The following is a 21,205-nucleotide window of genomic DNA, read 5'->3' as shown; positions in this document are numbered from 1 at the left end:
ACATTAAGGCCAGTCGCTTAAAGTACTCACTACATACGTGTGAGTGGCATTTTCTTTCTGAGGTTTTCCAGCTCTTTCAGATCCACGTCGGCAACAATCACACCGGGCGACTCATGGAGCATTCCCAGAGACTCTCCCCAGGGATCGACAATCATCGAATGTCCCCAGGTACGGCGTTTGTCATCGTGCCAGCCACACTGGTTCGCCGCAAGCACATAACATTGCGTTTCGATGGCCCGGGCCTTCAGCAGAATTTCCCAGTGCGCTTCGCCCGTGGTATGCGTAAAAGCGGCTGGCACAAGAATAATATCGGCACCGGCGTCACGCAGAGCCTGATACTGTTCAGGGAAACGCAGATCAAAACAAATCGTCAGACCGACATTACCGACGGGGGTTTCAATATTGACGATTTCACTGCCTGCAGAGAAGGTATCAGATTCCCGGTAGCTTCCCTGAGCATCCCCTACGTCGACATCGAATAAATGAATTTTATCGTAGCGTTTAACTAACTCGCCTTCCGGGTTAAACACCAGTGATGCAGAACGAACACGGGAATCGTCGCCAGGGGCAGGCTGAGGAACAGCACCGGCCACCAGCCAAAACGAATGGGTGGCAGCCTGAGCTGCCAGCCAGTCCAGGGTTGCGCTGTCCTCAGCCAGGTCCTGATAATAGTCACTGTTCATGCTCAGGCACATTTCGGGCAGGAGCACGAGATCTGCACCCTGAGAAGCTGCTTCAGAAATCAACACCGACAGCGCCCGTTTATTCTTTTCCGGATCACTGACGCTGGTGCACTGCACCGCTGCAATTCTACGGGCCATTAATCGTCCCCTCCCAGTCCAAAAATACTCAGCACGCGATCCATAAAACCACGGCTTTTCTTACCTTCAACGTCGTTATCAAAGGCTTTATTCAGTTTCACATCCGGCTCTTGCCAGGTCCCGGAGATGGTATAACTCGCACTGGTAAAGCGCTCCAGTTCGTCACCAATAAGGCGCTCGGTGACGTAGATGGATGCGGCGACGGGTGGTGCAAAACCCGCCAGTACGGCGACCAGAGGTAAGGTATTAGTCACGGGGAAAGTCACCGCGAGCTTCATATTAAGCTCAGTGGTATTCAGGTCTGTCATACCCGAAGTCAGGAATTTACCGCCCGGACCATCAACGGTAATAGGCTCACTTAACGTCAGCACACCCTGCTCGATAGTCGCAGCGCCTTTCATGGTATCGAATGCCATCCCTGAGCCTACAAGGTCCGAAAAGTCGAGACGAAGACGCCGGAAAATAGAGTTAAAATTCAATGCACCGAAGGCTTTCAGAGCCGCCGCACCTTCTGCATTCACACGCCCATTCGTAATGCGGAAATTGGCTTTGCCATTTAACGTTTCGGTGTCAAAACCAGCGGGCGAGCCTATCCAGTCGAGACTAAACTTACCGGTAAGTTTATCGCCCTCAACCACAGGTTGCAGACGAAAGGCGCGCTGAATATCGGCGACCTTACTCGCACTGACATCAAACTCTGTCATACGCGTTGCATGCTGACCTTCGCGTAAAACCCAGTCCAGTGTTCCCTGAAGTTTAATCCCCTTCATGTCACTGTCGAGAACCTGCAAGCTCAACCCGGATGGAATCGGACGCGTTGTCGCCTGCCAACGACCAAAGTTACGGGTACCGTAATAAAGCTCCTGAATCGTGATATCCATAGCGCTGACATCTGCCGGGATAAATTCCGACATCGGGTCTGTATTTTGTGAAGCAGTTGCTGAAGTTTCGGCCGCTGCAGACGCGATCGTTTGTTCAGGTGCCGGTTCCTGGGGCTCAGGTACGTGAACAAAGTCCATCAACAGAACCAGAGGATCATTGTCGTCTTCGCGGATAACGACCGTGCCCCGAGCAACTTCATTAGCGAGCTGGATCGTCCACTCACCAAACTCCTGACCGCCAGAAACACGAGTAGCTCCGATCGGAATATCCCATGCATCCAGTGAGTCGATAGTCAGCTCAACCGAACTGACCGGGTTGGTATTCCCAAGCGTATTTTCAGGCAGCTCGGTCGGTAAGCCCTGCGCTTGCGCCCGGGCATCTGCTTTATCCACCAGCAGCATCATACGATCCCAGACATCCCACCAGTCTGAGACATTCACCGTTCCAGGAACCCGGCCTGTAATATCAATGCCAGGGCTATCATCAATACGCGCTTCGCCACCACCCAGCACCACTTCACCTGTGCTTACACCCGCGTCATCAAGTCGCACCGACGTACTCAGTAAATCGTCATAATTCACTGAAACGTCAATGGTCTCCCCCGGTGTCACAAGGGCTGTGAGACGACGCTTATCTTCCGGTACTTTACCCATAGGTGCAGGCAGGGATATCTCTGTGCCCTGCAAGTCGGACTCAATCAGGAGGTTAAACGGATTGTCTTCAGCGGGGTCAATACCCAGGCTGGCGCGATAGCTCAACTGGCCTTTTACCGGGTCGAGTAAAAATAAATCCGCCCATTGTTTAAACGATTGCCAGTCAGCGCTACCAGAGGCATCGCCATCAATCCGATAACTGTCGCCGGTAGCGACCGAATTAATATCCAGCGTAAACTCGCCACCAAAAGTACGTCCACTGAGTTTGTCGGCGAATAAACCGGTATCGGTATCAAATGTCAGCGCACCATTCAAATCGCTGAATTTCAGGTCTGCAGACGTGAGCGTAATGCCGGTATTCTGGAGCACACTGCGCAGCTCAACATCGGGCGTAGCATCTTCGTCACCAAGAATCATCGACAGACTGAGATCGGTTGCTGCTGCGCCTGTAGCCAGCCAATCATCGAGAGATCGATCAATCAGATCCGCCAGTGGCGTCTCCTGCAAATAGAGTAACGCCTCACTGCTGTCACCTTCGATATGACCATTAAGGGACAGCTCCGTACCCGCACGGGTGTCGCGTAATTTAACCCGCGCCCCCGGACTCAGTTGCCCACCTAAAGTGCGCCCCTCATCAATCCATGCATCCAGATCAGGGCTGTCGAGAAATACCCGCCCTTTAACACCAGCCACCGAAGGCCAGCCATCCAGATAATCGATGGTGGCGTTATCGGCTTCAAGATAAAGCTGCGTAGTCAGACCGTTGTCTGGAATATCGCCCCCGATAACGCCGTTCAATACAAAGCCGACTTGAGAAGCTGTTCCTCCTCGCAAGGAATCATCGAGCCACTCATTAATGGACGGGTCGAGCATGTCGGGAACCAGGTCTTCCTGTAAGCGGATATCCGCCTTATCAATCCCAAGTATCAAGGCAAAGTGACTTTCTACATCCGTGTCGCGTCGCGGCAGGCGAATCGCAAGGTCGCCATGAACACGGGCATCACGCAGTCCGGCATCGAGGTCGACCAGTCGTAGATTGAAAAGCTCCGGCTGAATATCCCAATAGAAACTCGCAGAGGCGTCAGTCAGTTCCCAGGTCGGATTGTAGACGCCGTCAAGGTGCATACTCAGAGAAGGGTCATCAATATGAGCAACGCCTCCTTGCGGTTGCAGGTGGAGATGCCCGTCGGCGCCAGTAAAGGCCGGAATACCAATAAACGCTTTGGTCGAGATGTCGCTCAGGTCTGCCCGGATATCGACACCACGTTCACCTGTCTCAGCCACTTCAGGCACAAGACTGATGCGTACGCTTTCTGCCAATCCTTCAGGTTCAAGGTTCTCGATATAACGGCTGAAACGTTCAGGCAGCAGGTTGTAATCCAGTATGAAGTTACTGACGTCCTGAAGGTCTGCACGAGGAATACCTATGTGCCAGCCACGCTCGTCATCGAGTTGAACTGAGCTAAGGCGCAGTTCGTTTAACGGCAGATTCTGCGTAAATTCCTGACGAATGCTCAGGTGCCAGTCTTCATCACTGCGCTCGCCTGAGATTTCCAGCTGCCCGTCTGTCAGCACAAGCTGCTTAGCCGGTGCATCCAACATTAATTCGGGTACTTCACCGCGCACATAGATAGAGTCGAGGTCGCCATTAGCAATCGACAACCACCCTTCCATACTGCCACGTAATGACGGCAACGAGAGTTCCCGCGGCAGGTCTTCCGGAATCCAGCGGGTCCACTGCTGTTCATCAGCACGCAAATAAATCTGACCTTCCTGATCGTCCCACGGCCACAACGGCCCATTCAGCTGGGCGCCCACATACACATCGGCAATTTCTTCACGCCCCCAGGCAACGTCACCTTCAAGCGCATGCTGCTCACCCCGGTTACGCCACAACACCTTACGGATCAGGAGCGTTTCCGAGCCACTGCTGCGGGCATTGGTAATTTCCCAGTCACTGAGAATCACAGCCTGCTGATAGCCCAACCATTCAAGCCAGCGCGGTGTCGCTTTTTTATCGGCTTTGTCTGTTTTGGGGTCGGTGATATTCGAAGTATTAATTAAGGGCTGCTCACCCAGAAATAACTGGCCGTCTTCGTTTTCAGTCAGCGGTGCACGCACGTTTTCGACAAGAATGCGCTTAAAAACGGGGGAGAAATAAAATGCAGTAGCGCTAATATCCAGTTCGGCTTCAATGCGCCCAACACTCAGGTGTTCATCATTGGCGCCCACCTGAATGTCTTCCAGACGCACGACCGGTGACAGAAGATTCCAGTCACCCTGAAGAGTGCCGACGCTGACGGGCAAGCCAAGCTGCTGCTGCAAAAGCGCCTCAAGCTCAGGCTTCTGAGTTTCAATCAGTGGAATTAACTGTCGGCCCAGACTGGTATAAAAGGCGAGCAGCACTGTGGCTACCACCAGAGTTATCCATAACTGAGTCCAGACTGAGCGCAACATCAGTACACCTGTTACTGCAGGACGATGTCGTACTGATCCTGCGTATATTGGGCTTCGACCTGCAACTTAATTGCCTTGCCAATAAACGCTTCAAGATCAGCCATGCCGTGACTGTCTTCATCTAACAGGCGATCGACCACCTGCTGACTAGCCAGAACGAGATAAGTCCCTGCTTCGTACGCGCGCTCTTCACGCAGGATTTCACGGAATATTTCATAGCAGATGGTCTCTGCTGTTTTAACCACACCACGACCATCACAGGCCTGGCAGGTTTCCATCAACATGTGCTCAAGAGACTCACGGGTGCGCTTACGCGTCATCTCCACCAGCCCTAATTCAGAGACACCGCTAATCTTGGTTTTGGTGTGATCTTTCTCCAGCACCTTCTCAAGCATGCGCAGCACCTGACGCTGATGTTCAGTGTCGGTCATATCGATAAAGTCGAGAATGATAATGCCGCCCAGGTTCCGCAAACGAACCTGACGACCGATGGCGGTTGCCGCTTCGAGGTTGGTTTTAAAAATTGTTTCTTCGAGATTACGTCGACCGACAAAACCACCCGTGTTCACATCGATTGTGGTCATGGCTTCGGTCTGATCAATCACCAGATAACCGCCTGATTTCAAAGGCACTTTGCGTTCAAGGGCACGCTGAATTTCATCTTCCACACTGTAGAGGTCAAAGATCGGGCGCGGCCCCGGATAGTATTCGATTTTCTCAGCAACCTCTGGCACATACTGCTGGCAGAACTGTTCGATTTTCTGGAAGGTCTCACGGGAATCAATCAACAGCTTACTGGTTTCTGGGCGGGACAGATCACGTATCGTCCGCAGCGACAGAGGCAGCTCGTCGTATACAAGGCTGGGTGGCTTGTTGTCCGCGATACGCTCCTGCAGTTTCCGCCACAAGCGACGCAGGTAGCTGGTATCGGCACCGATTTCTTCTTCGCCCACACCTTCGGCCGCGGTCCGCAGAATAAATCCGGCTTCCCCGGTGAGGCCCTCGACTTCCATGCTGTCTTTCACCAGCTGCTTGAGTCGATCACGCTCGCCATTTTCTTCGATTTTCTGCGAAATACCGACATGCACCGAACCCGGCATAAACACCAGATAGCGCGAAGGAATCGAGAGCTGAGTGGTCAGGCGGGCACCTTTGGTACCGATCGGATCTTTTGTCACCTGAACGACCAGCGACTGCCCTTCGTGCACCAGCTGGTTAATCGGCGTATTGGCGTCGCCATCACCGATTTCAGCGGCATGAATAAACGCCGCCCTTTCAAGACCGATATCGACAAACGCGGCCTGCATACCCGGCAGTACCCGCACCACCTTGCCCTTGTAGATATTACCTACCAGGCCACGATGATTTTCACGCTCGATAAAGATTTCCTGCAGTACACCGTTTTCAACTACACCGACGCGTGTCTCTGTCGGTGTGACGTTCATTAAAATCTCTGCGTTCACATTCATAATTCTTCTGTATGCCAGACAGGCACATCAAATTCATTTAACAGGGCGGCGGTTTCGGTCAGCGGCAGGCCGACCACATTGCTATAACTACCAGAAATACCTGCCACCAGAATGGCGCCCATCCCCTGAATTCCATAACTTCCTGCCTTATCGGCAGGTTCTCCGGTCGCGACATAACGCGCTATTTCTTCATCACTTAATGACCGGAAGGTGACTTCAGTCGCCACACTAATCACTTTCTCTCTGTCGCCCTTAACCACAGCGACAGCACTGAGCACCTGATGAGTCTGACCGGAAAGCCGCTGCAACGTTTCTTCAGCTTCACGATTATTGACAGGTTTTCCGAGAATTTCCCCGGAGAAGATCACACTAGTGTCTGATCCAAGGACAACTTCCTGCGGGTGCTCTTCCGCGACCTTTCTGGCTTTCTCTAACGCCATGCGCTCGACATAGGCGACAGCACCTTCATCGGCAAGAGGAGTTTCATCGATATCCGCCGCCTGGATACGAAAGTGTACGCCGATCTGTGTCAGTAATTCCCGACGCCGTGGCGATGACGACGCAAGAATCATGAAGACTCCATGCGTTGCAGCGAGCGGTAACCAATCACGTAAACCCAGGGCCAGAGCACGGCCGTGGTCAGTGCCGGAGCAAGCAACATGACCGGCGTCACGTCTTCGCGCATCACCGCCAGAGACCAGTAATGAATAATCTGCTCAGCCAGCACCATCAGAAACAGTACGGCAGCCTGCTGCAAAACATTAAACAAATACATGCGGCGATAGAGCAGTTGCAGCAGATACACATGCATCGCTACCAGCAACACATGCAGCCCGAGTAGCGTACCTTTCTCGACATCCAGCATCAGACCCAGCGGAATCGCCAGCCACACACCGAAGACAGAAGGCGCCGCCAGTACGGCTGCAGTCACAACCAGCATCACCCAGGCTGGCTGGAACCAGTCGACCATTGCTGGCAGAGGCAGATGCTCAAGTACGAAAGCCACAAACAGCATGATCATAACGTACACAATGCTGTGCAATTTCATTCTTCATCCCTCCACAACTGCTCAGGGGGAACTCGCCCAGCTTCGTCGGTAAACACTAAGAGCAGATGACGGCTGCGATCCAGCTTCGCCGTTGGTTCTGCCGTCACCGTCGCGAAAGATTCGCCCGGCGTGTTGCGAATGCTGCTGACGGTCGCGACCGGATACCCTTTAGGGTAACGCCCGCCAAGACCCGAGCTGACCAACATATCGCCGACCTTAATGTCAGCGGTGTTAGGCACGTATATCAGCTCAAGCTCGTTCAGAGCCCCGGTACCCGTCGCAATCGCACGCACACCATTGCGGTTTACCTGCACAGGTACCGCATGGTTTGAATCAGCGATCATTAACACACGAGAAGAAAACGGCAGCACATCAATGACCTGCCCCAGCAGACCATAAGCATCCAGCACTGGCTGACCGACAAACACGCCATCGCTGCCGCCTTTATCAATCAGAATCTGCTGAGTGTACGGGTCAGGATCAACGGCGGTAACCGAAGTCACCAGAACCTTGTCATCAATCTGGTCTGACGCCGAAAGGAGTTCACGCAGAGACATATTCTCTGCCTCAAGCGAGGCCATGCGCTGTGCTTTGCGCTCAAGCACAAGGTTACGTGCCGAGAGAACTTTGTTCTCTTTCAGAAGCTCGCGGCGCAGCGTCGCGTTCTCACTCATCCATTCGGCTACCGAAAGAGGAATGACCGCCGTCTGGCGGGCCGGCGCAATCAGGTAGCCGACACCATAACGCACGGAATCCAGCCAGGAATATTGGTTATCCACCCACATGAGCACAAGGCAAAACACTGCGATCAGGCCGACTCGCTGTCCTTGGAATGGGGGCACCTGAAACTGAGCTTTAATGACGCTGCCTCACTCGTTGAAATATCATGCCCAACTATACCGTCTGGCCCGGATACGGAAAAGAAAAAGGGGCCTGACGGCCCCTTTCTACAGATATATGTGCAAAGAACGCTGCGAATGCATTCTTAACAGGCCCGGAAACCGGATCACTCAAGCGCCGCCATGGCCAACTGCTGCTCGGTCGCGTTCTCAAGGAACTTACCACCACCGCGCGCAACACAGGTCAGAGGATCATCAGCAACAATCACTGGCAGGCCAGTTTCTTCACTCAGAAGTTTATCGAGATCACGCAACAGTGCACCACCACCAGTCAGTACCATGCCACGCTCAGCAACGTCTGAAGACAGCTCAGGTGGTGATTGCTCAAGCGCACCTTTAACCGCCTGAACGATCTGCGCCAGGGACTCCTGCAGAGCTTCGAGAATTTCGTTTGAATTCAGTGTGAAGCTACGTGGAATACCTTCTGCCAGATTGCGACCGCGAACATCGATTTCACGGACTTCACCGCCTGGGTAAGCTGTTCCGATTTCCTGCTTGATGCGCTCAGCAGTCGCTTCACCGATCAGACTGCCGTAGTGCTTACGTACGTAAGCCACAATCGCTTCGTCAAAGCGGTCACCACCGACTTTCACAGATTCGGCGTAAACCACACCACTCAGAGAGATGATCGCAATCTCAGTGGTACCACCACCGATATCAACAACCATCGAACCACGTGCTTCATCAACCGGCAGGCCAGCACCAATCGCTGCGGCCATCGGTTCGTAAATCAGATACGCCTTGCTCGCACCAGCATTAATCACGGAATCACGAATCGCACGGCGCTCGACTTTGGTAGCCTGGAACGGCACACACACCACAACACGTGGGCTTGGCGGCATCAGGCTGCGTTCGTGTACCTGCTTAATAAACAGTTCGAGCATTTTTTCAGTAACTTCAAAGTCGGCGATAACGCCGTCTTTGAGCGGACGAATCGCCTGAATATTCCCGGGTGTACGGCCCAGCATGCGCTTCGCATCGGCACCGACGGCCTGTACTGATTTACCATTAGGCTGAGTCCGGATGGCAACCACTGACGGTTCATTCAGGACAATTCCCTTATCTCTCATGTAAATCAGGGTGTTGGCGGTTCCCAGGTCGATAGACAGATCACTGGAGAACAGGCCACGGAGCTTCTTAAACATCCACCGGGTTCCCGTAAACAAATATGGCAAAAAATTGCCGTAACTCTAGCAATGGCGGGGATTTAGGGCAAGGGACATTTGTGGTAGTCTCGCCCACTTATATATTCGTTCGTATTCATTGGAGTAAACCCATGGCTCTGGATCAGGATCAGGTTCGCAAAATTGCCAGCCTTGCCCGCCTGCAGATCGACGACGGTCAGATAGCCGAATATCAGACCAATCTGACCAATATTCTCGACTTGGTAGATCAGCTTTCTGCTGCTGATACCGACGGCATCGACCCGATGGCTCACCCGCTTGATGCGGTTCAGCGCCTGCGCGCCGACGTAGTGACTGAAGAAAATCAGCGCGAGAATTTCCAGAAAATTGCACCAGCCACCGAGCAAGGTCACTACCTTGTGCCTCGAGTAGTTGAATAAGGCCCAGCCAATAAGCGGGCAGTTGCCTCCAGGACATTGAGAATGCACAACAAAACTATTGCTGAGATTTCACGCGATCTCGCCGCCGGAGAATACTCCAGCACCGAAATCACGACCGACCTGCTGGCGCGGGTTAAAGACCTCGATAAAGGCCTCAACAGCTTTATCACCGTCACAGAAGAACAAGCGCTCGCGCAAGCGAAAGCCGCCGATGAACGCCGTGCCGCGGGTAACGCGACCCCATGGACAGGCGTGCCGATGGCGCACAAAGATATTTTCTGCACCAAGGGCGTACTGACCACCTGCGGTTCAAAAATGCTGAGCAACTTTGAAGCCCCCTACGACGCCACCGTGGTCGAGAACTTCAATAACGCTGGCGCCGTTTCACTGGGTAAAACCAACATGGACGAATTCGCCATGGGGTCATCCAACGAAACCTCTTACTTCGGCCCGGTGAAAAACCCATGGGACACCGACCGCGTACCCGGCGGTTCATCCGGCGGTTCGGCCGCAGCCGTTGCAGCTCGTTTAGTACCGGGTGCAACAGCAACCGATACCGGTGGTTCAATCCGTCAGCCCGCTGCCCTCTGTGGTATTACCGGTCTGAAGCCAACCTACGGACGCGTGTCTCGCTGGGGCATGATCGCCTTCGCATCCAGCCTTGATCAGGCCGGCACCATGACCCGCACCGTCGAAGACTCCGCCATGATGATGAATGTGATGGCCAGCTTCGATAAGAAAGACTCCACCTGTGTTGAGCGCGACGTGCCGGATTACACCAGCACGCTTAACGACAGCATTGAAGGCATGACCATCGGCCTGCCAACGGAATATTTCCGCGACGACATCAGCGCTGAAATGCAGCAGCAGGTACGCAACGCCATCGCCGAATACGAAAAAATGGGCGCCAAAGTGAAAGAGATTTCACTGCCAAACACCCACCTCTCTGTGCCGACTTACTATGTAGTTGCACCGGCCGAGTGTTCAGCCAACCTGTCTCGTATGGATGGTGTTCGTTTCGGTTATCGCTGCGAAGATCCAAAAGACATCGAAGACCTCTACTGCCGCTCACGCGGTGAAGGCTTCGGTAACGAAGTGAAGCGCCGCATTATGGTCGGTGCCTACGCACTGTCTGCAGGCTTCTACGATGCCTACTACAAAAAAGCGCAACAGGTCCGCCGCCTGATTAAAAATGATTTTGTCGAAGCCTTTAAAGACGTCGACGTCATCATGAGCCCGACCTCACCGACGCCAGCATTTAAGTTTGGTGAGAAAACCGACGACCCAGTCGCCATGTACCTCGAAGATATCTTCACCATCGCAACCAACCTGGCCGGTCTGCCGGGGATGTCTGTGCCATGCGGCCAGGTAAACAACCTGCCAGTGGGCCTGCAACTGATTGGTAACTACTTCGACGAAGCACGCATCCTGAACGCTGGTCATAAATTCCAGCAAGCGACTGATTGGCACCTGAAAGCTCCACAGGGCATTGAATAAGAGAGGTTTATGATGGAATGGGAAGTCGTAATTGGCCTTGAGATTCATGCTCAGCTGGCCACCAAGTCTAAGATTTTTTCCGGCGCTTCGACCGCATACGGTGCCGAAGCCAACACCCAGGCCTGCGCTGTCGACCTGGGTCTGCCGGGCGTACTGCCGGTATTTAACGAAGAAGCACTGCGCATGGCTGTGAAATTCGGCCTCGCGATTGATGCCGAAATCGGCCTGAAAAGTGTCTTCGACCGTAAAAACTATTTTTACCCGGATTCACCCAAGGGCTACCAGACGACTCAGCTGCACCACCCGATCGTCGGCATGGGGCACATTGATATCGAGCTGGACGACGGCGAAACCCGCCGTATTAACGTAACACGCGCTCACCTCGAAGAAGACGCCGGTAAATCTGTGCATGAAGGCTTCAGCGGTATGTCAGGCATCGACCTGAACCGTGCCGGTACGCCACTCATCGAAATTGTTTCTGAGCCAGAACTGCGTACAGCTAAAGAAGCTGCGGCCTACTTCAAAAAGATGCACAGCATCGTGACCTACTTAGGTGTGTGCGACGGCGACCTGTCGCAAGGCTCAATGCGTTGTGACTGTAACGTCTCTCTGCGCCCGAAAGGTCAGGAAGAATTCGGTACCCGTACCGAAATTAAAAACGTAAACAGCTTCCGTAACGTAGAACGCGCAATCAACGCCGAAATCGAACGTCAGATGGACATCCTCGAAGACGGTGGCGTCATCCTGCAGGAAACCCGCCTGTACGATGCCGACAAAAATGAAACCCGCGCCATGCGCTCAAAAGAAGTAGAGAACGACTACCGCTACTTCCCGTGCCCGGACCTGCTGCCTGTCATCATTGATCAGGACTACGTCGACGCCGTAAAAGAAACGCTGCCAGAACTGCCTGATGCTAAGAAAGCACGTTTCGAAAACGACCACGGCCTGTCAGCCACAGACGCCGCCGTACTGGCCGCTAACCGTGATCTCGCAGACTTCTTTGAAACCGCAGCGAAAATCGCTGGCGACTACAAACTGGCTGCCAACTGGGTACAGGGTGATGTGTCTGCTGCACTGAACCGTCTCGAAGTTGGCATCAACGAACTGAACATCACGGCAGAGCAACTGGGCCGCATCCTGCAATTAATTAAGGACAGCACCCTTAACAACGGCGGTGCAAAAGAAGTCTTTAATGCTCTGGTTGAAGGTAAAGGCGACGATGTCGATGGCCTCGTTGATTCACTCGGCCTGAAACAGGTATCGGACACTGGTGCGATTGAAGAAATCGTAGCTCAGGTACTGGCCGACAACCCGAAACTGGTGGAAGGCTACCTAGCCACCCCAGAAGAAAAACGTGGTAAAGCCATGGGGCCGTTTATTGGCCTGACGCGTAAAGCTGCGAAAGGGGTGAACCCACAAGTGGTGATGGAAGTGCTGAAGAAGAAGCTTGAGGAATTGGGCTGATTTTTAAGTGATAAGAACGGGAGCTTCGGCTCCCGTTTTTTGTTTTGGAAGGTCGAAATGAAACTAGACGGGTGAACAATCTTCCGTAAATGTACGACTATACCAATCCTGAAATTCAACTGAACTACGAATGAGGTCGAAATCTCCGTCTGCATCGACATCCTCTCTACTTGGTAATACCTCAAAGCGTTTGGCCTCCTCTAACCAGAAGACACTCTTCCCTACATTGTTCAACAAAGCTAAGCAGCAAGCATAATTGTACGCGTATTTATTTGGAGCCATAGATACCCCCGACTCAAGGTGAGTATTTATACGATGAAGTTTCTTATTAGCCAGACCAGGGTCACTGTATTTTAGTAAGTTATATTCGCTAAAAAGTGCGAGGATAAGATTACTAAGTAACTCAAGACTATCTGGCTTAATAAGTAGAGCCTCAGAAAATTTTTCGCTCGCTTGAGACCATTTCTCTACAGCCAGGTTTTCACCTTTCGACTGCAGAGCTTGCGCTTGGTGCGCAAGTGCGCTTGCCCATTTACCAAGTACTTCATGCATACCAGGCTTAATCAATACCGCTTGACTGAATTTCTCACATGCTTTTGACCACTTTCCATTAGCAATAGAAATTTCTTCTTTTGATAGTGCCTGAGCCTCTAAATCTAGCATAGCCCCCCAATTACTGAGCGCCTCATAAAAATCCGGCTTTATAGAGACCGCACTGGAAAATAACTCCCCGGCTTCCGCCCACCTATCAAAGGCCTCATGTTTGTCACCCTTTAAAAGGGCCTGAGCTTCTCTACCAAGCATAGTGCCAAAGTTGTAGAGCGCATCGTAATAGTCCGGCTTTATAGATAGTGCATTTGAAAACTTCGTACGAGCCAGCCGCCAGCTCTCAAGTGCTTTCTCCCTGTCATATTCAAAGATTTCCTTAGCCTCAAGCCCAAGTATCACTCCCCAATTATTATATGCTTCGTAACTATCTGGTTCGAGAGATAGACACTGGGCATACTTCTCTCCCGCCTCATGCCATTTCTCAAAAGCCTTGGCTCGATCAATACCTAAAAGCGTATGCGCTTGCCTATCAAGCATTGCCCCCCAACTAAGTAATACATGAGGATCAGTAGGCCTAACTGCCTGCGCCAAAGCATACTTATCACTAGCTTCAGAACATATTTCAAGGGAAAGATCAGTTTCCTCTGGCAACAAAGCTCCTGCTATCCGATATAGTGCAGCTCCCCAGTTGGTGAGTGCTTCATAAAGGTCGGGCTTAATCTGGATCGCTTGAGCATATTTTTCTCCTGCCTCTTTCCACTTCCCTAACGCCATATTCCTATTCTCGTCTACGTAAACCTCTGCCTGATGGCTCAGTGCATTTCCCCAGTTGTTCAAGGCTGTATAAAAATCGGGCTTACTAAATAGTGCTGAGGCGTAACATTCACAAGCCTTATTCCACAACGATAGAGCTTTACCTGTATCCTCATTTATATAAATACGAGCTTGATCATCGAGGGTAGCTCCCAAGTTGCTTAAAGAATCATAATTATTCGGATTAATCGCCAACACCTGCTCATATTTTTCGGACGCTTCCGACCATTTATACATCGCAGCCATACTATTATCTTCACGCAATACCCGCGCTTCTCGACACAGCAAATTAGCCCAGTTGTACAATGCGTCTTCATTCCGAGAATCAATGGAAAGAGCTTCAGAAAATTTACTACTAGCCTCCTTCCATTTTGTAAGCGCACTATCTTTATCATAAGTCAGAACCGCTTGAGCCTCTCGATCAAGAACAAGCCCCAAGTTACTTATAACGTCCGCCATTCCTGGGTTAATATCTAGTGCCTGTTGAAATTTAACGGTAGCTTCTGACCATTTTTCTAGAGCACTCTCTCGATTTCCATCCAATATAGCTCGGGCTTCTTCATCTAATGCGCTCCCCCAATTATTCAATGCTTCATGCATATTAGGTTTAATCTCAAGCGCTCTCGAATAATCCGCTCTTGCTTCCGACCATTCTTTCCGTGCTAACTCTACATTATCACTTACATGAACCTGAGCTTGCTCACAAATTGAATTCCCTCTCAACAAAAAAGCCCATGCAACATCTTCCATCTGGTTTTCATCAAACTGGTTAGAGTCTTGATTCCAGAGATCAATCAGCTCATCATATTTCCCAGACATAACAAGAGAGGATGTATCGAGTGCTTTGTTAGTGAATCGTCCCACCGGGTCACTCTTACATGCCAATTTCGCTCGTTCAATCATGCCTTTTAATTTAATTTGAGTTGAAGTCGCGTATCCTCCTCCCGTAGTAAAGTCAATATTTCTTGTGACCAAATTTTCAATATAGTCAAATGGTCTGACCAAAATATCCGGTGGAAAACATTCCATTTTCTTAGCTAATTCATCCGCGAATTTATCTGCATCCTGTTTGCCTATGTAATAGGTATTGGGGTGTTTTAAGAGGTTAAGCTGACTGTCAGATGGCTCATTACTATGACCTACCCAGTACAATCCATTATCAAAAGATTTTCCTGCAACCTCTGCAAGCACTTCCGATAATGGATCTGCATCACCGCTGTACCCCACTACAACCCAAATTCGACTAACTCCAGTCTGGTTAACTATTTCCCTCAAGCGGTCCTTATGTTCTTCCAACTCCTCTTCGGAATTCAGCATAGAGAAACCTGTGTGCTGACCGTTTAAGTAAAATACAGATTTAGGGGCAATACGGTTCGATTTAAACTCAGACGCTGTTGCAAGATCGTAAACAGCAGGGAATTCCCCAACCATAGAACAGGCTTTTAGAATTAAAGGATCAAAATTAACGGTAAGAATTCGATCAATCTTGTCTTTCTCAAACAAGGCAGACAAAGCAATATGTGCCCAGTTGACTTTAGCTCGCTCTATGTACTTGGTAAGAAGCTGTATGCGCTGTTGGGGAGTAAGCTCCCCCATAACATGATTATAGGATTTAGTTTTAGCTCGCTTATAAGCCAAAGGATAGGTGTCCTTTATCTCATCAACTAAGGCACCAGCTAACGGAATATCAGCACTATAGGAGAAACCTGCGCCGATAAGAAAAACGCACTGTCCATTAGCAGCTTTAAGGTTTTCTGCCAGCTCCTCAACCGTTCGTACCTGATAATCTTTGGCCACTAGATTCCCTCCACGTAATTATTAAGAAGCTAACGTATATCGAATCGAGTGTCGACCCTCGAAGGTATCGAGACAAATTCACAGAGATGGAAAGCTTTTACATATGAGGGATGGGTAGCGACTACCGATTAATACTTCGGCTCCTCTCCACATGCGGTACCTAGTTCGGAGGATCCTAATATAGAACGCAGCCTCAGAGGTATAGAGACACTTCCTGCAAGTCTCGCCGACTTAACAGAGGCCTCACTATCAATCGCGAATAGCCTCCGGCTGATTCGCTCCCACATGGATATAGCGGTATAAGGGATAGGATCCCCTCCTACAAATCCGCGAGTCGCTTTTTAGCTCGCAGCTAAGCTCTGATGTACCCGCTTGTGATACTCCAGAATATCCATAATCTCGATATTCTCAGCGGAGTAATCGCCATCCTGAAAAAGCGGCGTTTTAAACCCGAAGCACTCATTTGTATTCAAAGTTAAGCCCGCCTCCGACAACGCAGCCTGAGCATCCAGGTGATACCAGTCGTCGCCTAATGCTACATCTACGGGCGGCAGACCATATTCTTTGATCTCTTCAGTGACATTCAGCGTCTCACCATCGGTGACTGAGATCATCAGGAACTCGCCGTCTGGAAGCTCTACGAAGACATCGCCCATGGGGGTAATGTCGAGAACGGTCGCATCGGCTGGTAACTCCCACAGAGCTTTGATGCCGTCTGAGGTTTGGGTGTCATAACCGACTTTGTATTTCATAGAGTTCACCGCTGGGTAATAGATTCGCATGATTCATTGCCATTCTACACGGGTCTCTGGCAAGTCGCTGGCCGTGTGCCGCAAGGACGCGGCACCCGAGCACCCAGGGATGGATTTACGGCGTGCTCCGAGAGGAAATCGGCTTGTCATAGGCTCAACAATCGCGAACAACCGGCGCATGAATGTCGGGGATATGACCCCCTCCTACAGGTTCATCTCTTTATCAGAGCACCAACAAAGACGACGATCCTGTGCCTTACGTCATCGCCTTTTCATCTCATCGCGTTAACCTGACTCCTGACCTTACCGCGGAGCAGTGTTATGTCATCGACGATCAATCATGCCTATTCTTCACTGAGTATCGGGGACAGCGACCAATTAACCCATACTGTCACAGAAGGCGACGTACGCCTGTTTGCTGCCTCCAGCGGCGATAATAACCCTGTTCACCTCGATCACGATTACGCAAAGCACTCCCGTTTCGGCGGTGTCATTGCGCACGGTATGTACTCGGGCGTTCTTATCTCCCGAATGCTGGGCACTCAGTTTCCGGGGCCCGGCACCATCTACCTGTCGCAAACGCTCAACTTCAGAGCACCAGTGCGACCGGGAGATACGTTAACTGTGAACGTGGAGGTGATAGCACTTCACGAACACAAGCCAGTCGCTACCCTCGCTTGCACAGTGATAAACCAGAACGATGAGCTCGTGACCGACGGGGAATCAGTGGTGTTAGTTCCTAAAGACGCGAAAGAGGTAGAAATGCCGCCGCTACCGAGGTTTGAAGAAGTATAAAGCTTAAGAGGTGCCGGAATACTGGACTAGAAAAATCCGACAAAGGTGAACAATGACCTACTAGCTTTCGACAGGTAAAAAGTAAATTACCAAGGTTAATAAAGCCAAAGTATGCATAGCGAGAACCAGCAATAAAGCGGAGCGCCTGTCAGCAACACTCGCATATGCCCTCATCTTTGAGATCCCCTCCAGCGGTGTGCCTTCAAAGCGCCTCGCAATATATGTAGGCAATACCAATACATTGGAGATAATTAAGACTCGGGTCCCCATAACATCTACCGGCTCTTGCTCATACAAGCCAGCTTTCTTTGCGCGCTCTTCAAGCGCATTTAAATTCTTCCTGCTAAACAAAATCCAGAATACGCAGGTCAAGATCAACAAGCACATCCAGGCGACCAATACGTAATCAAAAAGAGTCACTGCGATAGCTCCCATACACGGTCAGATAGCTTCTCTCCGGCAGCACTACCAATTGTCGATGCGAGGTAACCAGCAGCTAAACTAACCGCAAAGATAGCTCCCAGCACTCCCCATCCTACGGGCCCAGCTAGAGCAATCAAACCAGAGTAGGCCAAACCACCTGCATACAACCCAGAAGCTGTACCCAGCCCAAAACCAGTCACCTCTCGCGCACCTGCACGCATCCAGTCACCACCCTCTTCAGCGATGCCCATAACTTCCGTCGTTCGGAATACGCCATCGGCGACAATCGTCGCGGTGCCGAGCCCATTGATCAGCTTACCCATCTTCGCAATCTGGCTGGCCTGTAGCTGCCCTTCAACGTTTAACCGGATATCCGGCTTAGTCGCTCTCGGTTTTCGCTTCGCCAGAGTAATGCCACGCTCCGCGTTGCTGAACGCTGTGCCGCGGTTTTTGGCGCGGTGGGCAGCCGGTGAAAAACTCTGAAGCTCGATAGCATAGCGCTTCGCCAGTTCAGCATAGGCAATACGCACCGAGCGCTTGGCTTCGATAATGCGCTGACCTTGCCCACGTCCGTATTTACCAGACTCCACAAGACTACGTAGATTGTTAAGCGACTTCTGATAGGTAACGACGGCTTTTTCAAAGTTGTTCAGTCTTGCGAAAGCCGCCGTCGACCCCGCATTAATAGCAGCATTCAACTGTGCCATGTTCTCATCGCCAAAATAACGATCGAGAAACGCGGCCAGAACGGCAGTTTCATCACCGCACGCTTCCGCGACACCCGCAATGCACTGACGTTCAGCAGGTGCTACCCGGTTCAGTTGATTACGTACACTGACCGACAGACTGTCGGACTCAAGGCTGAAAACGGTAGAGCGTGGCAGCGATGTGCCCGGCATAACCTGGTTTGCCGTACACAGCTGTTGAGTATCATCGGTGCTCAGTCCATGCAGTACATCTGATGCTTTGGCAGGCTCTTTGAGGAAAAGTAGTTCAGGCACAATGTCTTCCCTGGTTAAGTGCTTATTATGGCAATTATGCATGAGGGCCATAGCAGTCTCAATGTAAGCCTGAATGTCAGGCTCAAGTCTGGCTTGATGCCTGCGCTGCTAACCTGTTCTATTGCTATCGCGAATAGCCTTCGGCTGATTCGCTCCCACAACGCAGTAACATCACTCCTACACACACGGGCTTTGTCTGATTACACTGATGATCTTCAGTAAAAGGGTTCTGTTATGTCTGCGGCTGTTATTTCTATTCTGTCTGCCGGTTTGTTCTTTCTTTTTGGTCTGATCACAGGCGTGATTAAGTATCAGCAGATCGTTGCTTCACCAAAGGGGCGTGCTCACATTTATATCGATGTGTGTCACCGAGCGTCTTTAATGTATGCGTTTGCCTGCGTGCTGATCTATCAGTTTGTTCTGATCAGTGAGTTAGCCGATTGGCTAGAGGTATTAGCGGTCATACTTCTGGTGGGGTATTTTGCCACTGCGGTAATCAGTTACTTTATCCACGGAATAAAACAAGACACACGCAATCAGTTGCATCTGTCAGACGGAGAGAAGCCGACCTTTGTTCATAAGTCGATTCCTGTCTATATGTGGACACTGATCGCGGCGGAAATCGGTGGTTTTCTTATCTTGTTCTATGGGGTTGTTATCGCTCTGGTGTAGCAGAGCTATAACTTCGCTCAGTGAATACTACTGTCGTTCTTCCAGAAACTTACGCAGCAGTTTTGCGTTTCGAAGGTTGGCTTTAAAGCCAATATCGAATAGGTCACCGATCAGTGGTATTGCACCAATCACGGTATCGACAGCTATGTTCATCACCATACGGAATTTCAGCCAGAAGCCAGCCCCTGATCTGTGCGCAAGAACGACAGGATAGAGCGCCATAAGGAAAGACGCACCATCACCTATCCCGGGTAGCAAACCAATAATTCCATCGAGACCAATCGAAAAGCGTGTAAACGGAATCCTGAACTGCGCATCCATCATGCGCGCAAACCGCTCTACCTGCTTAAGGCGTTCAAGATCTTCCGGTGTTGCCACGTTATGCCTCGTTCTTTAATTCAGTAAAATTACGACAGTGTAAAACCCGGTTTAGTTTTAAGCAGGCATTAAAAAACCGCCCGTAGGCGGTTTGTGTGCACTCACTTAACGCTGTTATTTAACAACCTTGAGTGACGGACGACCAGAACCTGATGAATCAGACTTGCTCGTTTTCTCCGGCTTACCTGGAGGAGGCGGTGGATCATCCGGATCAGGCGCGCCGGCCTCAGACCCGAACACCATGCCCTGACCGTTTTCCTTGGCGTATATCGCCAGGATCGCAATCAGGGGCACATAGATATCCATCGGAACACCACCGAAGCGTGCATTAAATGACAGCCCATCCTGATTGATCAGCAGACTGCGTACTGCAGATGGGCTGATGTTCAGCACGATCTGTCCGTTGTTTACGTAATCGTCAGGAACCTGAACATTGGGGAGCCCGGCATCGACCAGCACATACGGTGTGCAGTCGTTGTCGAGGATCCATTCATTCAGCGCCCGCATCAGATACGGACGGCTGGGTGTCATCTTATCTTTCATATCAGTCGCGCATCTCGCGTTCAGCTTCAGACAGTGATGCCTGGAAGCTTTCGCGCTCGAACAAACGCTCCATGTACTGAATCAATGGCTTGCACTGCTTTTCAGGCAGCTCGATACCAAGCTGCGGCAGACGCCACAGGATAGGAGCGACACAGCAATCTACAATTGAGAACTCTTCGCTCATGAAGAACGGCATCTCAGTGAAGATAGGAGTCGTCGCAACCAGGCTGTCAGTCAGTGCTTTACGCGCCTTGTCTGCATCCTTTGGTTTGCCGGTCAGGATAGTTTCGATCAGACCACACCAGTCGCGTTCGATGCGGTGCATCCACAGACGGCTCTGCGCACGCGCTACCGGATATACTGGCAGCAGTGGCGGGTGAGGAAAACGCTCATCGAGGTATTCCATCATTACGTTTGGCTCATACAGAACCAGCTCGCGGTCTACCAGGGTTGGCAGGCTGTTGTACGGGTTCAGTGTGGCCAGATCTTCTGGCTTGTTATCCGGGTCGATATCGTGAATATCAACCGTAACGCCTTTCTCGGCGAGTACGATGCGTACACGGTGGCTGTAGTGATCAGCCGCATCGGATAAGAACGTCATGGAAGAGCGCTTGGCTACAACTCCCATAGTTTCCTCTCTTTTATAACTGCGAATAGTTAATTGGGCACGGCCTGAAACGAATACAGCCCGACCGCTGTTTAAGGCGGTCGGGCTCTGACTCAGGCTC

19 protein-coding genes are annotated in these 21,205 nt (G+C 51.1%); 5 read left to right on the top strand and 14 right to left on the bottom strand.

Features of this window, described 5'->3' with window-relative positions; all coding sequences use genetic code 11:
- Positions 1 to 29 precede the first annotated feature (29 nt).
- The 7 genes from BW941_RS12020 to BW941_RS11990 form a co-directional block, all read right to left on the bottom strand.
- Positions 30 to 821: a carbon-nitrogen hydrolase family protein gene (locus BW941_RS12020; RefSeq protein WP_076516394.1), complete on the bottom strand. Its 792-nt coding sequence runs from the start codon at positions 819 to 821 to the stop codon at positions 30 to 32.
- Positions 821 to 4,813 (bottom strand): YhdP family protein, encoded by a 3,993-nt coding sequence (locus BW941_RS12015; protein ID WP_076516392.1) that lies wholly within the window; start codon positions 4,811 to 4,813, stop codon positions 821 to 823. Before BW941_RS12015 ends, BW941_RS12020 begins: the two co-directional genes overlap by 1 nt.
- A gap of 11 nt (positions 4,814 to 4,824) precedes the next feature.
- Positions 4,825 to 6,276, bottom strand: a complete 1,452-nt coding sequence (gene rng, locus BW941_RS12010; RefSeq protein ID WP_076516692.1) for a ribonuclease G — start codon at positions 6,274 to 6,276, stop codon at positions 4,825 to 4,827.
- Positions 6,277 to 6,278: 2 nt separating this feature from the next.
- Positions 6,279 to 6,854, bottom strand: coding sequence for a Maf family protein (locus BW941_RS12005; RefSeq protein WP_076516390.1), 576 nt, complete (start codon positions 6,852 to 6,854; stop codon positions 6,279 to 6,281).
- Positions 6,851 to 7,330: a rod shape-determining protein MreD gene (gene mreD / locus BW941_RS12000; protein ID WP_076516388.1), complete on the bottom strand. Its 480-nt coding sequence runs from the start codon at positions 7,328 to 7,330 to the stop codon at positions 6,851 to 6,853. The genes BW941_RS12005 and mreD overlap by 4 nt, the downstream gene beginning before the upstream one ends.
- Complete coding sequence (gene mreC / locus BW941_RS11995) at positions 7,327 to 8,172, bottom strand: rod shape-determining protein MreC (protein ID WP_076516385.1); 846 nt, start codon at positions 8,170 to 8,172, stop codon at positions 7,327 to 7,329. Before mreC ends, mreD begins: the two co-directional genes overlap by 4 nt.
- 164 nt (positions 8,173 to 8,336) lie before the next feature.
- Positions 8,337 to 9,374, bottom strand: a complete 1,038-nt coding sequence (locus BW941_RS11990) for a rod shape-determining protein (RefSeq protein ID WP_068435621.1) — start codon at positions 9,372 to 9,374, stop codon at positions 8,337 to 8,339.
- Between the two features lie 131 nt (positions 9,375 to 9,505).
- On the opposite strand from BW941_RS11990, the gene gatC reads away from it, so the two are divergent.
- Genes gatC through gatB form a run of 3 tightly spaced genes read left to right on the top strand, consistent with a single transcriptional unit; the run spans position 9,506 to position 12,754 of the window.
- On the top strand, positions 9,506 to 9,793 hold the full coding sequence (gene gatC / locus BW941_RS11985; protein ID WP_068435619.1) for an Asp-tRNA(Asn)/Glu-tRNA(Gln) amidotransferase subunit GatC: 288 nt from the start codon (positions 9,506 to 9,508) through the stop codon (positions 9,791 to 9,793).
- Between the two features lie 42 nt (positions 9,794 to 9,835).
- Positions 9,836 to 11,290, top strand: coding sequence for an Asp-tRNA(Asn)/Glu-tRNA(Gln) amidotransferase subunit GatA (gatA, locus tag BW941_RS11980; RefSeq protein ID WP_076516382.1), 1,455 nt, complete (start codon positions 9,836 to 9,838; stop codon positions 11,288 to 11,290).
- Between the two features lie 12 nt (positions 11,291 to 11,302).
- Positions 11,303 to 12,754: an Asp-tRNA(Asn)/Glu-tRNA(Gln) amidotransferase subunit GatB gene (gene gatB / locus BW941_RS11975; RefSeq protein WP_076516380.1), complete on the top strand. Its 1,452-nt coding sequence runs from the start codon at positions 11,303 to 11,305 to the stop codon at positions 12,752 to 12,754.
- Between the two features lie 63 nt (positions 12,755 to 12,817).
- Here the strand turns inward: gatB and BW941_RS11970 are convergent, their stop codons facing one another.
- Positions 12,818 to 15,913: a TPR end-of-group domain-containing protein gene (locus BW941_RS11970; RefSeq protein ID WP_076516378.1), complete on the bottom strand. Its 3,096-nt coding sequence runs from the start codon at positions 15,911 to 15,913 to the stop codon at positions 12,818 to 12,820.
- A gap of 341 nt (positions 15,914 to 16,254) precedes the next feature.
- Positions 16,255 to 16,665 (bottom strand): T6SS immunity protein Tdi1 domain-containing protein, encoded by a 411-nt coding sequence (locus tag BW941_RS11965; RefSeq protein WP_139325836.1) that lies wholly within the window; start codon positions 16,663 to 16,665, stop codon positions 16,255 to 16,257.
- A 321-nt stretch (positions 16,666 to 16,986) separates the two neighbouring features.
- On the opposite strand from BW941_RS11965, the gene BW941_RS11960 reads away from it, so the two are divergent.
- Positions 16,987 to 17,460, top strand: coding sequence for a MaoC family dehydratase (locus BW941_RS11960; protein WP_076516374.1), 474 nt, complete (start codon positions 16,987 to 16,989; stop codon positions 17,458 to 17,460).
- Between the two features lie 60 nt (positions 17,461 to 17,520).
- Here BW941_RS11960 and BW941_RS11955 read toward each other — a convergent pair whose 3' ends face one another.
- Both BW941_RS11955 and BW941_RS11950 read right to left on the bottom strand, forming a co-directional pair.
- A complete protein-coding gene (locus BW941_RS11955; protein ID WP_139325835.1) occupies positions 17,521 to 17,880 on the bottom strand; it encodes a hypothetical protein in 360 nt (119 codons plus the stop codon).
- The gene (locus BW941_RS11950; RefSeq protein ID WP_076516370.1) at positions 17,877 to 18,884 is read right to left on the bottom strand and encodes a hypothetical protein; all 1,008 of its coding nucleotides are present in this window, start codon (positions 18,882 to 18,884) and stop codon (positions 17,877 to 17,879) included. The genes BW941_RS11955 and BW941_RS11950 overlap by 4 nt, the downstream gene beginning before the upstream one ends.
- A 234-nt stretch (positions 18,885 to 19,118) precedes the next feature.
- Here BW941_RS11950 and BW941_RS11945 point away from each other — a divergent pair, with 234 nt between their 5' ends.
- Positions 19,119 to 19,556: a hypothetical protein gene (locus BW941_RS11945; protein ID WP_076516368.1), complete on the top strand. Its 438-nt coding sequence runs from the start codon at positions 19,119 to 19,121 to the stop codon at positions 19,554 to 19,556.
- Between the two features lie 27 nt (positions 19,557 to 19,583).
- On the opposite strand, the gene BW941_RS11940 is transcribed toward BW941_RS11945, so the two are convergent.
- From BW941_RS11940 to sspA, 3 genes are all read right to left on the bottom strand, one after another.
- Entirely contained in the window at positions 19,584 to 19,934 is a 351-nt protein-coding gene (locus BW941_RS11940) for a DUF4112 domain-containing protein (RefSeq protein ID WP_076516366.1), read from the bottom strand.
- Between the two features lie 114 nt (positions 19,935 to 20,048).
- Positions 20,049 to 20,465: a ClpXP protease specificity-enhancing factor gene (locus BW941_RS11935; RefSeq protein ID WP_175607906.1), complete on the bottom strand. Its 417-nt coding sequence runs from the start codon at positions 20,463 to 20,465 to the stop codon at positions 20,049 to 20,051.
- Between the two features lie 13 nt (positions 20,466 to 20,478).
- Positions 20,479 to 21,105 carry a stringent starvation protein SspA gene (gene sspA, locus BW941_RS11930; protein WP_068443856.1) on the bottom strand — a complete coding sequence of 209 codons (627 nt, stop codon included), beginning with the start codon at positions 21,103 to 21,105 and terminating at the stop codon, positions 20,479 to 20,481.
- Positions 21,106 to 21,205 lie beyond the last annotated feature (100 nt).

Origin of the sequence: Thalassolituus maritimus, from assembly GCF_900156675.1 — a bacterium.
Taxonomy (GTDB): domain Bacteria; phylum Pseudomonadota; class Gammaproteobacteria; order Pseudomonadales; family Oceanobacteraceae; genus Thalassolituus; species Thalassolituus maritimus.
The sequence above is the reverse complement of the archived record's forward strand: the minus strand, read 5'-3'. Positions and strand labels throughout refer to the sequence as shown.

What these genes read in the sequence shown, in the direction of transcription:
- BW941_RS12005 (WP_076516390.1), bottom strand. Translation starts at nt 6,854, where the DNA reads ATGATTCTTGCGTCGTCATCGCCACGGCGTCGGGAATTACTGACACAG.
- BW941_RS12020 (WP_076516394.1), bottom strand. Translation starts at nt 821, where the DNA reads ATGGCCCGTAGAATTGCAGCGGTGCAGTGCACCAGCGTCAGTGATCCG.
- BW941_RS11990 (WP_068435621.1), bottom strand. Translation starts at nt 9,374, where the DNA reads ATGTTTAAGAAGCTCCGTGGCCTGTTCTCCAGTGATCTGTCTATCGAC.
- gatB (WP_076516380.1), top strand. Translation starts at nt 11,303, where the DNA reads ATGGAATGGGAAGTCGTAATTGGCCTTGAGATTCATGCTCAGCTGGCC.
- BW941_RS11935 (WP_175607906.1), bottom strand. Translation starts at nt 20,465, where the DNA reads ATGACACCCAGCCGTCCGTATCTGATGCGGGCGCTGAATGAATGGATC.
- BW941_RS11960 (WP_076516374.1), top strand. Translation starts at nt 16,987, where the DNA reads ATGTCATCGACGATCAATCATGCCTATTCTTCACTGAGTATCGGGGAC.
- sspA (WP_068443856.1), bottom strand. Translation starts at nt 21,105, where the DNA reads ATGGGAGTTGTAGCCAAGCGCTCTTCCATGACGTTCTTATCCGATGCG.
- gatC (WP_068435619.1), top strand. Translation starts at nt 9,506, where the DNA reads ATGGCTCTGGATCAGGATCAGGTTCGCAAAATTGCCAGCCTTGCCCGC.
- gatA (WP_076516382.1), top strand. Translation starts at nt 9,836, where the DNA reads ATGCACAACAAAACTATTGCTGAGATTTCACGCGATCTCGCCGCCGGA.
- BW941_RS12015 (WP_076516392.1), bottom strand. Translation starts at nt 4,813, where the DNA reads ATGTTGCGCTCAGTCTGGACTCAGTTATGGATAACTCTGGTGGTAGCC.
- BW941_RS11945 (WP_076516368.1), top strand. Translation starts at nt 19,119, where the DNA reads ATGTCTGCGGCTGTTATTTCTATTCTGTCTGCCGGTTTGTTCTTTCTT.
- mreD (WP_076516388.1), bottom strand. Translation starts at nt 7,330, where the DNA reads ATGAAATTGCACAGCATTGTGTACGTTATGATCATGCTGTTTGTGGCT.
- BW941_RS11965 (WP_139325836.1), bottom strand. Translation starts at nt 16,665, where the DNA reads ATGAAATACAAAGTCGGTTATGACACCCAAACCTCAGACGGCATCAAA.